Annotated in this window: 13 protein-coding genes and 1 pseudogene; 3 read left to right on the forward strand and 11 right to left on the reverse strand. The window is 67.7% G+C overall.

Annotated elements, in window-relative coordinates; translation table 11 throughout:
- Positions 1-19 precede the first annotated feature (19 nt).
- Positions 20-550, forward strand: coding sequence for a GNAT family N-acetyltransferase (locus Q7T84_RS16295; RefSeq protein WP_304810911.1), 531 nt, complete (start codon positions 20-22; stop codon positions 548-550).
- A 110-nt stretch (positions 551-660) separates the two neighbouring features.
- Here the strand turns inward: Q7T84_RS16295 and Q7T84_RS16300 are convergent, their stop codons facing one another.
- Positions 661-1,989 (reverse strand): SLC13 family permease, encoded by a 1,329-nt coding sequence (locus Q7T84_RS16300; RefSeq protein WP_304810913.1) that lies wholly within the window; start codon positions 1,987-1,989, stop codon positions 661-663.
- 87 nt (positions 1,990-2,076) lie between these two features.
- On the opposite strand from Q7T84_RS16300, the gene Q7T84_RS16305 reads away from it, so the two are divergent.
- Positions 2,077-2,934 carry a hypothetical protein gene (locus tag Q7T84_RS16305; RefSeq protein ID WP_304810915.1) on the forward strand — a complete coding sequence of 286 codons (858 nt, stop codon included), beginning with the start codon at positions 2,077-2,079 and terminating at the stop codon, positions 2,932-2,934.
- A gap of 4 nt (positions 2,935-2,938) precedes the next feature.
- Here the strand turns inward: Q7T84_RS16305 and Q7T84_RS16310 are convergent, their stop codons facing one another.
- The 7 genes from Q7T84_RS16310 to Q7T84_RS16340 all read right to left on the reverse strand — a co-directional run bounded on the left by Q7T84_RS16310 (position 2,939) and on the right by Q7T84_RS16340 (position 7,898).
- Positions 2,939-3,451, reverse strand: a complete 513-nt coding sequence (locus Q7T84_RS16310; protein ID WP_304810917.1) for a DUF1993 family protein — start codon at positions 3,449-3,451, stop codon at positions 2,939-2,941.
- 66 nt (positions 3,452-3,517) lie between these two features.
- Positions 3,518-3,943 (reverse strand): hypothetical protein, encoded by a 426-nt coding sequence (locus Q7T84_RS16315; RefSeq protein ID WP_304810919.1) that lies wholly within the window; start codon positions 3,941-3,943, stop codon positions 3,518-3,520.
- Between the two features lie 95 nt (positions 3,944-4,038).
- Complete coding sequence (locus tag Q7T84_RS16320; protein ID WP_304810921.1) at positions 4,039-4,944, reverse strand: LysR substrate-binding domain-containing protein; 906 nt, start codon at positions 4,942-4,944, stop codon at positions 4,039-4,041.
- Positions 4,945-5,005: 61 nt separating this feature from the next.
- Positions 5,006-5,227, reverse strand: coding sequence for a hypothetical protein (locus tag Q7T84_RS16325; protein WP_304810923.1), 222 nt, complete (start codon positions 5,225-5,227; stop codon positions 5,006-5,008).
- Positions 5,228-5,314: 87 nt separating this feature from the next.
- Entirely contained in the window at positions 5,315-5,896 is a 582-nt protein-coding gene (locus Q7T84_RS16330) for a TetR/AcrR family transcriptional regulator (RefSeq protein WP_304810925.1), read from the reverse strand.
- 82 nt (positions 5,897-5,978) lie between these two features.
- Positions 5,979-7,262 (reverse strand): cytochrome P450, encoded by a 1,284-nt coding sequence (locus tag Q7T84_RS16335; RefSeq protein ID WP_304810927.1) that lies wholly within the window; start codon positions 7,260-7,262, stop codon positions 5,979-5,981.
- A gap of 93 nt (positions 7,263-7,355) precedes the next feature.
- The gene (locus Q7T84_RS16340; RefSeq protein ID WP_304810929.1) at positions 7,356-7,898 is read right to left on the reverse strand and encodes a DUF6886 family protein; all 543 of its coding nucleotides are present in this window, start codon (positions 7,896-7,898) and stop codon (positions 7,356-7,358) included.
- 111 nt (positions 7,899-8,009) lie between these two features.
- Here Q7T84_RS16340 and Q7T84_RS16345 point away from each other — a divergent pair, with 111 nt between their 5' ends.
- Positions 8,010-8,525 (forward strand): NUDIX domain-containing protein, encoded by a 516-nt coding sequence (locus Q7T84_RS16345; RefSeq protein ID WP_304810931.1) that lies wholly within the window; start codon positions 8,010-8,012, stop codon positions 8,523-8,525.
- Here Q7T84_RS16345 and Q7T84_RS16350 read toward each other — a convergent pair.
- The 3 genes and pseudogenes from Q7T84_RS16350 to Q7T84_RS16360 form a co-directional block, all read right to left on the reverse strand.
- Entirely contained in the window at positions 8,522-8,998 is a 477-nt protein-coding gene (locus tag Q7T84_RS16350) for an HtaA domain-containing protein (protein ID WP_304810933.1), read from the reverse strand. The two genes, Q7T84_RS16345 and Q7T84_RS16350, sit on opposite strands and share 4 nt — an antisense overlap.
- An 86-nt stretch (positions 8,999-9,084) precedes the next feature.
- Positions 9,085-9,516 carry a hypothetical protein gene (locus Q7T84_RS16355; protein WP_304810935.1) on the reverse strand — a complete coding sequence of 144 codons (432 nt, stop codon included), beginning with the start codon at positions 9,514-9,516 and terminating at the stop codon, positions 9,085-9,087.
- Positions 9,517-9,598: 82 nt separating this feature from the next.
- Positions 9,599-9,785: pseudogene (locus Q7T84_RS16360) on the reverse strand (6-aminohexanoate hydrolase); the annotation flags it as partial.

A 9,785-nucleotide genomic window follows, 5' to 3' on the forward strand; every position in this document is an offset into this window, starting at 1 on the left:
GGCCGGCTAGGTTCGCGCCATGACCAACCCGCGACTCGAAACCGCCCGCCTCATCCTGCGCCCGCCGGTCGAGGAAGACCTGGATGGCTGGGCCAGCCTCGACGCCGACGCCCGCGCGGTCGGGTTCATCGGCGGCCTCAGAACGCGCAACCAGGCCTGGATGGACATGGCCACGGCCGCCGGCATGTGGAGCCTGCGCGGCTGCGGCCTGTTCTCCGTCATTGAGAAGGACACCGGCCTCTGGGTCGGACGCGTCGGCCCCTGGCTGCCCGAAGGCGCCATCGGGACCGAGATCGGCTGGGCGATCTCGCCCACCACCTGGGGCAAGGGCTACGCCACCGAGGCCGCCCGCGCAGCCATGGCCTGGGCCTTCGACCACCTGCGCTGGGCCGAGGTCATCCACTGCATAGACGCCCCCAACACCGCCTCCATCGCCGTCGCCGAACGCCTGGGCTCGGCCTGGCTCCGCGTCGCCCACGAGGCCGACGGCAAGGAGATCCAGGTCTACGGCCAATCCCGCGACACCTGGCGCATGGCCACCGCCGACTAAAGCTTGGCCGCCACTTCGCGGACGATCTGCCGCGCCGAAACCGCGGGCTCGGGTTCATGGATCCCCGACACGCCGCTGCGCTCCGGTCGAGGATGTCGACGTAGGCCCCCCTAGAACGGGAAGAACACCGGAATCGCGATCATCGCCGCGATCCAGGTGACGATGTTGAGCGGCACCCCGACCCGGACGAAATCCATGTAGCTGTAGTTGCCCATCTGGAAGACCAGCACGTTGGTCTGATAGCCGAACGGCGTGGCGAAGGCGGCGCTGGCCGCCATCATCACCCCGACCAGGAACGGGCGCGGATCGACGCCCAGGCTCTCCGCCAGCGCCACGGCGACCGGCGTCACCAACACCGCCACCGCCGCGTTCGACAGGAACTCGGTCGCGACCAAGGTCACGCCATAGAGCACGATCAAGGCGGTCAGCGGCCCATAGGGGCCGATGAACTCGATCAGATACTCCGTCCCCATCGCCGCCAGGCCGGTGACCTCGATCGACAGCCCGACCACCACCATGCCGGCGATTAGCAGCAGCACCTCGGGTCGGAACCCGGCATAGGCCTCCTCAGGGCTGATGACCTTCAGCAGGATCAGCGACACCGCGCCGGCGAACGCCGTGGCCGAGATCGGCGCCACGCCCAGGGCGGCGGCGGCGACCACGCCGACGAACACCGCCAGGGCGATCATCGCCTTACGGACCTGGAACGGCCGGTCAGCGGCCTTGAACAGCGCCACATCGCCCAGCACCGCGTCGCCGGAACCGCCCTCGGTCCCGCGCGCCTCGCCCACCGCCATCCTCGGCGGCGTTACGTCGACGCTCGCGTCCTCCTTGGGCAGCATCTTGGAGCCGAACAGATAGAGATAGAGCCCGCCCGCCCCGGCGATCACCAAGCCCACCGGGGTGATTTCAAACATGCCAAAGGTCGGCTGGCCGGCGTTGCGGGCCATGTCGTTGACCAGCAGATTGGTGGAAGTGCCGATCAGGGTCAGCAAGCCGCCCAGCACGGTGACATAGCTGAGCGGCATCAGGAACCGCTTGGGCGAGAGGCCCAGCGAGATGGCCACATCCTTGATCACCGGAGCCGCCAGCACGACGATGGGCGTGTTGTTCAGGAAGCCGCCGACCGTGCCGCACAGGCCGATGACCAGCCACAGTCCCTTCTCGCCCAGCCGCTGGCACAATTTCATCGCCTGGCGGATCAACAGGCCCAGCAGCCCCGACAACTCAATGGCGTAGGCGATGACGAACAGCGAGGCGAGCGCCACCACGGCGGGGCTCGCAAAGGCGCCCTGCACCTCCACCGGCCGGATGACGCCCAGCAGCAACAAGGCCGCCGCCGCCGAAAGCGCGGCCACGTCAGAGCGGATCCGTCCGTGTATCAGCACGCCGACAACGCCGATTAAAACCACCAGCGCCGCGATCTGATCGAAATTCATGTGGCTGTGCAGACCCGCCCAAGAACGTTTGCGTCAACCGTTGCGGCCGGCGCTCCCCATCTTCGCCGACTATGCTAGCCTTGTCCCATGGCTCCCGAGGACGTGAACACCGCTCGCCGCACCCTTTCCCGCTTCGCCCCGGTCACGGCCTTGGCGCTGGCCAGCCTTCTCCTGGTCCAGTGTGAGCGAAAACCGGAACCCGCGCCAACGCCCGCGCCGCCGGTGGCGACCCCCGCCCCGCCTCCCAAGCCCGTCGTGGTCGCCCCGCCGCCGACGCTTGGCCGGGCCGACATTCTCGCTGCTCTTGCTCAAGCCAGCGCCGCCTACGCCGCCGGTGAGGCGCCTCCAGCCGACGCGCTCGCTGGCCGAGGCTTCGCCGTCCGCCTGCCGTTCGGCTGCGGCGGACCGGCCAGCGCCGTGCCCGAAGGTCTCGCGGGGTGGGCTTGGGGTCCGCAGCAAAAGACCATCAAGCTCAGCCTGACTCCGGCCGACTGGGCCAAGTCGCCATCGATCGCCGCGCCCGAGGGCGAGGCTCCGTGGGAGGCCGCCGAGGGCTTCTGGATCGCCCGTCCGTGGATGACCGCCGAAACCTGCCCCGCCGCCTTTGGCTCGGCGGCGCCAGCAGGAGAAGCCCCAGCCTCGCCCCAGACCGCCGGCCTGGTCGCGGTCTTTGACGCGGAGGGCTCGCGCTTTGGCCGCCGCAACGGCCGGGCCTACAGCTTCACGGTCCGGCCGAGCGGCGAGACCCCGCTGACCCTGCCCGACCGCGGCTACCGCGTCCTGCTCGAAGGCCGGCTCGGCGCCTTCCCGGACGGCCGCACCATTCGCTGCCACGCCGAAGGCCCCGACCAGCGCCCAGTCTGCGTCGCGGCCGTCCAACTCGACCGCGTCGCTTTCGAGGACGGCGCGTCAGGCTCGGTGCTCAGCGAGTGGCGCAAGGGCTAGGCGGTCACCCCGCCGCGCCGAGGTAGTCCATCTTGCCGATCTTCACGCCCTGGCTCCGCAGGATGTCGTGGGCGGTGGCGACGTGGAAGAAGAAATTCGGCAGGGCGAAGGTCAGCAGATAGACATCGCCCGGGAAGCTCACCTTCCGCTCGGGGCCGAAATTCAGTTCGACGGTCCTGGTCTCGCTGCCCTCCAGGGCCGCCGGGTCGATGGACTCCAGATAGGCCACCGTGTCGGCGACCCGCTGGATCAGCTGCGGGAACGTGGTCTCGGTGTCGGGCATGGCCGGCGAGGCCACGCCGCTCAGCCGCTGCCCCGAGAGCTTGGAGGTGTCGCTGGCGCGCTGCACCTGGCCGACCAGGTTCAGCATGTCCGGCGCGAGCTTCGCATCTAGCAGAGTGTTCTCAGCCACCCCGGCCTCGGCGGCATGGGCCGCGCCCTTCTCCAACAACCCCGAGAGCGCTTGCAGCCCCCGGACGAAAACCGGGATCGAGACCTGGTGCATGGACAGGGACATGGCGCGCTCCAATGGTAGAGGTGAGCGTCCGATATGGTCCCGCTACACCGCCGCCGCAACGGGCGTTCAACAGGCCTTGGCGCCGTAGAGCTCCATCAGGTGGTCGAGCCGCTGGCGCACCGGCATCATCTCCATCGCCTGCCGCTGCGTGGCCTCCATCTGGTCGCTCATCTTCTGGCGGCCGGCCGCCATCTGCGCCTGACGCCCCATCGACAGCACGGCCCCGCCAAACGGGACCAGGCTGGCGACGCTGCCCAGCACCATGTCGCCCGCTCCCATCCCGCCGCCCCGCATCATGCCGCTGGTCGCCCGGCTCATGTCGGCGGTCTGGCGCATCTGCTGGTCCTGGAGTTGGCGATTGATGTCGTTGATCTCGCCGATCAACTGCGGACAGGCCATCGCCCGGTCGCCGGCCCGCACCACCTCATAGGGCGGCGCGGCGGCGGTCGGGGTGGCCGTGGCCAGCATCGCCCCGGCTAGCAACAGGATCATCGCGCAGCCCTTTCTCCGAGGCTGCGAGCCTAGGCCGCCAGCCGCCGCCCGCCAGGACACGGCGACAGAGGTCGACTTTCACGCGACGGACGGGGTCAGGCGAACTCGGCCAGGATCGCGCTGGGCGGCGCCGGCGCGGCGCGCGCCTCCTCGATCAGCCAGTCGCGGAAGGCGCCCACCACCGGGCGCGGCGAGGCCTGGGGCGCCACGAAATGGAACCGCGCTGGCGTGCGCACGAAGCCGAACGGCGCCGAGAGCCGGCCCGAGGCCACATCGGCCGCGACATAGATCCACGGCGAGACCCCGACGCCGAGCCCGGCCACCGCCGCCTCCAGCATGTAAAACAGGTGCTCATACTCGCGGTGCTCGGTCGCCTCCCCCACCGCCAGCCGCGTATGCTGCGACCACTCGGCCCATGCCTGGCGATGCGGACGGGTGTGCAGGCGCGGCACGCGGGCCAGGTGCGCCAAGTCACCGGCCAGGCTGGGGGCCATCACCGGGCCGTGGAAGTTGTCTAGGAAGGCCGTGGCCTCCAACCCCTCGCCGGGGATGCTCTCGGCCAGCCTGATCGCCGCGTCGAACTGGTCACGGCCAAAGTCCACCGGACCATAGGCCTCGGTCACTCGGATGCTCAGCCCCGGATGCAGGGCGTGGAACCCCGCCAGACGCGGGATCAGCCAGCGCATGGCCAGGGTGCCCACACAGGAGACGTGCAGTTCGCGGTCGGCGGTGGCCCGCAGCGACTGGAACGATCGCTCGATACCGTCAAAGGCCGCGCCCAGGCTAGCCGCCAGCCGCAGGCCGCCGTCGGTGAGCCGCAGGTTGTTGCGCGGTCCCTGGGTCAGCCGCACGCCGCACTCGCGCTCCAGGCTGCGAACCTGGCGGCTGATCGCGCCATGGGTCACGCACAGTTCGTCGGCGGCCAGGCTCATCCGTCCCAGGCGCGCGAACGCCTCGAAGGCGCGCAGGGCGGTCAGCGGTGGCAGATTTCGCTTGGGCATGTGACCCCAGATCACAGACGTGACAGCGTTATATCGCGTAGAGGGGCTGGCTGACAGCGCCTCAACGATCCGGCTCCGCCCGGCCTTGCAGCACCCGCAGCCAGTCGGCGGGCGGGTCCTCGAGCGCGTTCCTCGGAATGCCGTTCCGCGCGGCGATGTGCACCCGCCACATCCACCAGTAACATGTCCACAGCCACGCCAGCTGATAGACCACCCAGGCGACTAGCCACCGCAAGACCCCGCCCTGCTCGGTTTCGCCCATCGAGATGTCGTTGGCCCGCATCGGTCCATCCTCGCCTCATGAGGGTAGGATGCATTCACTCCCTCTTCGCGGCAAACGACATCTCCACCGCCTGTCCGTGAGTTCAGATCACAGACGTCGCGGCGACAACAGGAAGGCGAAGCCGCGAAGCACCGATTGGATCAACCGCTCGGCGGCGGCGATGTCCGCCTCCATATGAACGCTCGAGGCGATGCCGCGCCCGAGCACCCAGAACACCAGGGCGACATCCTCGATCCGATCTGGCGGGACCCGGTCGTCGCCGCGCAGCGAACTCTGGAACGCCTCGAAAGCCCGTTGCTCGGCCGCGCGCACGCTCAAGTGCTCCGATAGGCCGGGCTCGGTCTGCATGAGAGCATAGAGGTGCGGACGACGGCGGATGAAGGTCAGCAGGGCCGCCGAAGCGGCGTCGATCTGGTGCGGGAACTTGCCGCTGGCCCGCGCGCGTTCGATCTTCTGGGTGAGCTCGCCCCAGCCCTCCACCGCGACAGCCGCCAGCAGGGCGTCCTTGTTGGCGAAGTGGTAGTAGAGGCTGGCGACGCCGCTGCCGACCTCGGCGGCGATCAGCCGGAGTTGCAGGGCCTCGGCCCCGCCCTTGTCGACCAGGGTCCGCGCCGCATCCAGGGCGCGGCGGCGCAGGGTTCCCGGGCTGGTGATCTCGGCGCGCGTCATCTCATGGCCGTCCTTCGAAGAGGGAGCGACCATGGACGACGAGCGGCGCCTCAACCAGCCAGAAGGCGCGACACACCAGAACCTAGAGCTTGGAAGGCAGGACGACCTTCATGTCCTCGTAGCCCTTCACGAAGATCGAGTAGCTGCGCTTGGGCTCTTCCAGCAGCTGGATGTCGGGGAAGCGCTTCATGATCTCTTCCCAGATGATGGTCAGCTGCAACTCGGCCAACCGGTTGCCGACGCAGCGGTGGATGCCAAAGCCGAACGACATGTGCTGGCGAGGCCGGGGGCGATCAATGATGTAGCTGTCCGGGTTCTCGATCACGGTCCCGTCGCGGTTGCCCGAGACGTACCACATGACCACTTTGTCGCCTTCCTTGATGGTCTTGCCGCCCAGTTCGAAGTCCTGGGTCGCGGTCCGGGACATGTGGGCCAGCGGGGTCTGCCAGCGGATGGTCTCGGACACCATCGAGGAGATCAGGCCGTGATCGGCTCGCAACTTGGCGTACTGGTCGGGGTTCTGGTTGAGAGCCACGACCGAGCCGGAGATGGTGTTCCGCGTGGTGTCGTTCCCGCCGATGATCAGCAGCGCGACGTTGGCGTGGAACTCCGCCATCGTCATGTTCCGGGTCTCCTCGCCATGCGCCAGCATGGAGATCAGGTCGCCGGTGGGCTCGGCGTTGACCCTCTGGTTCCAAAGCTCGGTGAAGTAGCCGAAGCATTCGGCCATGGTGGCCCGCAGCTCCTCCAGGGTCGCGACGGGACCAAAGCCCGGCGCCGTGGTCATGGCGTCCGACCAGCGGGTGAGCTTGCGACGCTCCTCGAAGGGGAAGGCGAACAGCGTCGCCAACGTCATGGTGGTCAGTTCCTTCGACACCAGGTCGACCCAGTCGAAGGGCTCGCCGATGGGAAGCGAATCGAGGATTTCCCCGGCCCGCTCGCGGATCAACGGGGCCATGACCGTCAGCGCGTGGGGCGATAGGGCCGGACTGACCGTCTTGCGCTGCACGTCGTGGCGCGGCGGGTCCATGGCGATGAAGTTGGTGGCGTTGTTGTTCGGATCGCGGAAGCCGGCGGCGGCCTTCGGCGTCAGGGTGATCCCCTTGGCCGAGGAGAACACCTGGTGGTTGGAGTCCACCGCCATGATGTCGTTGTACTTGGTGATCGACCAGTACGGCCCGTAATTGCTGTCCGGCGTGAAGTGGATCGGCGACTCGGCGCGCAGGCGCTCGAAGATCGCCCACATCGAGTCGTCACGGAACAGCGAGGCCCGAGCCGGATTCAGGTTTTCCAGCGGGGTTTCGTAGGCGGACTTGCGGGCGGCGGCGCGCTTGTCCTTCAGAATGTCCACGGTTCCATCAGCCATCGAAAGCGTCCTCGGTGCTCGCGCCCTAGCCTGGGCGCGCACCTATCGAGACCCTTCGAACAAGGTTCCACAAGCAATTCCGACGCGCGGCGCCTAGCTCTGCGCCGCCCACCCTTGAGCATTTCGCAGTCTGATCCCGCTGGCGTGTAGCGAGGTTCGCCACAGCCCCTTCAGCGGAACAAGACTGTCGACCACACGAAGCTCGACGTTCCGTGATTCCAGTGCGCGCGGCAGGGACGACAGCGCCTCGATGCGGCTCGGGCGCACGCTCTGGGGCGAGACCCACATGCCGACATCCTCGACATCTCGGAAACTCGCCGACGGCATCTCGTATCGATAGATCAGGCCAGCTTCCAGGCGCTCGAGCCAGGCGCGTTCCACAAAGGCGATGGCCTTGTGGGGCCGGTCGCCAAACCACTCGTCCCGATCAAGCTTGCTCGTCGTCGGCGTGCTCCAGATCAGGATCCTCGGGCACTCGCGCGGGAAAAGGTAGAGATGCTCGTGAGCCTCGTCGATCGCCCAGACCAGCGGCCCGTTGAGCCACTCCTGCCCAGGCGGCCGGGCCGCTGGAACCCGAACGGGCCGCGGCTCAAAGCTGCCGATGTCGGGATCATCGCTGAAGTGAAATAGACGCATGGCCGTCCGCGTTCATCTGGAACGGTGGGACCTTCACATACCTTGGGTTGCGGGCCAATCTACGTCGTCCACTTCAAGGCATCGGCCTTGCGCCCACACTGAAGGTTTTCGATGTCTCACAGGGAAGAGTGGTTCGACGTCGTTGATCACCGCGATCAGGTCATCGACCGCCAGACCCGCCGCGTCGTGCATGAGCAGGGCCTGCGCCATCGCGCCATCCATGTCCTGGTGTTTAACCAGGCAGGTCAGGTCTTTCTGCAAAAACGTGCCATGACCAAGGACGCCTCACCCGGCCTCTGGGATTCGTCCTGCTCAGGCCACGTGGATGCCGGTGAAAACTACGACACCGCCGCCCAGCGTGAACTGCTGGAGGAACTGGGCGTCAAAGCGTCCCGCGAACTCCAGCGCCTGACGCACCTAGTGGCTTCCCCGGAGACAACCCAGGAGTTCATCCGGATCTACCGGCTCCAGCACGAGGGTCCGTTCGTGCTCGATCCTGACGAGATCGAGACCGGAGACTGGATCACCGTCGAGGCCTTGAACCACCAGATCGCGCAAACCCCGACCGCCTTCTGCCCCGTGTTCCGCCACGTCTGGACAACCATCGGCGGACTTGGACCGCCCTAGGCCAGCTTCAGGCGCACCGGGTCGAGCGCCGTATTGAGCGGATAGTGATCGCCCAGCACCTGGATCCCATCCATCGAGAGCGCGGTCGGGATGACAAGCTCGCCCTCATCCCCGGCGCTCATCGCCGCCAGATCAAGCCGCGCGATCTGCACCCTGCGGGTGCGGGCGCTGCTGTCGAAGGCGGTGATGACCGCCCCGGCCTCGCTGATCTCCAGCATGGGGTCGGCCAGGCACACCGAGAGCATCCCGCCGTGGGCCTCGAACCGCGCCTCGCCCAGGAACAGTCCCTGCCCCACGGGCTTGCCGTCGGCGTCCAGGCTCAGGCCCTCGCCGGGAGCAGCCGTGAAGGTGAAGCCGCCGTCCGCCGTCCGCTCGGCGCCGCCGCCAGCCTCGATCACGCCGCCCGTGACCTCCACATAGTTCCGGAAGCTTTGCTTCACACCCCAGTTGAGGCTCGTCACGTTCGTGGCCATTGCTTAACTCCCCATTCGGCGCGGCTCTTATCGACCAAGCCTATGCCCAACCTGCGTAGCTAGCGCAATTTGTCGCCAGCGCCACCTTACGCCTGGGCGCCATGGCGCGGGGCGTGAAACATGATCAGCAGGTGGCCCCGCGCGCCCGAGGCGAGGGCCGCCGACAACGCCCCGACCAACAGGAACATCGCCGCCTCGGCGAAGGCCGGCGCGAGCATCACCAGATCGGGGGCCGGCGTGACGTTCACCAGCCCCATGCACACCTTCGCCACTTCATAGATCGCCCGGACAAAGGCCAGCAGCGGCGCGGTCACCACCACCGCCGACAGGTAGGCGAGCGCGCTTTCCCGCCATGCCTCTCGCCTTCTGGCGAACGCGATCCATTGCGCCGCCCAGACCATGATGGTCGCAACGATTGACGCCAGCAGGATGGCGAAAACGATATGCGCGAGCCAGTCGGAGTGAGCGAATATCGTGAAGATTGTCAGACGTTCCTCGTCTGGAACCAGTCGCCGCACTCGAGTGTCCCCCGCCGCCTAGGCTCGCAATAGGCTGCGAAAGCTCAAGCTTGGCAATGTCGGATACGACCGCTTTGGCAGGTCAAGGCTGGCGCATCAGATGCTCGGCCACCGCGTGATAGGCGGGCAGCGAGGTCGGGTCGTTGGCGCTGTTGCTGGCGGTCGGGTGCGAGGCGAACCGCGCGATCACCACCTCGGCCTTCGGATCGATATAGATCGCCTGGCCGTGCACCCCGCGCGCCATATAGGCGCCGTGGTCGTTGTGGCTG

The organism is Phenylobacterium sp. (assembly GCF_030654915.1).
Taxonomy (GTDB): domain Bacteria; phylum Pseudomonadota; class Alphaproteobacteria; order Caulobacterales; family Caulobacteraceae; genus Phenylobacterium.

Coding starts and splice junctions, on each gene's coding strand:
- Q7T84_RS16340 (WP_304810929.1), bottom strand. CDS start 7,898: ATGCGTCTATTTCACTTCAGCGATGATCCCGACATCGGCAGCTTTGAG.
- Q7T84_RS16350 (WP_304810933.1), bottom strand. CDS start 8,998: ATGGCCACGAACGTGACGAGCCTCAACTGGGGTGTGAAGCAAAGCTTC.
- Q7T84_RS16295 (WP_304810911.1), top strand. CDS start 20: ATGACCAACCCGCGACTCGAAACCGCCCGCCTCATCCTGCGCCCGCCG.
- Q7T84_RS16335 (WP_304810927.1), bottom strand. CDS start 7,262: ATGGCTGATGGAACCGTGGACATTCTGAAGGACAAGCGCGCCGCCGCC.
- Q7T84_RS16345 (WP_304810931.1), top strand. CDS start 8,010: ATGTCTCACAGGGAAGAGTGGTTCGACGTCGTTGATCACCGCGATCAG.
- Q7T84_RS16325 (WP_304810923.1), bottom strand. CDS start 5,227: ATGCGGGCCAACGACATCTCGATGGGCGAAACCGAGCAGGGCGGGGTC.
- Q7T84_RS16310 (WP_304810917.1), bottom strand. CDS start 3,451: ATGTCCCTGTCCATGCACCAGGTCTCGATCCCGGTTTTCGTCCGGGGG.
- Q7T84_RS16315 (WP_304810919.1), bottom strand. CDS start 3,943: ATGATCCTGTTGCTAGCCGGGGCGATGCTGGCCACGGCCACCCCGACC.
- Q7T84_RS16305 (WP_304810915.1), top strand. CDS start 2,077: ATGGCTCCCGAGGACGTGAACACCGCTCGCCGCACCCTTTCCCGCTTC.
- Q7T84_RS16330 (WP_304810925.1), bottom strand. CDS start 5,896: ATGACGCGCGCCGAGATCACCAGCCCGGGAACCCTGCGCCGCCGCGCC.
- Q7T84_RS16320 (WP_304810921.1), bottom strand. CDS start 4,944: ATGCCCAAGCGAAATCTGCCACCGCTGACCGCCCTGCGCGCCTTCGAG.
- Q7T84_RS16300 (WP_304810913.1), bottom strand. CDS start 1,989: ATGAATTTCGATCAGATCGCGGCGCTGGTGGTTTTAATCGGCGTTGTC.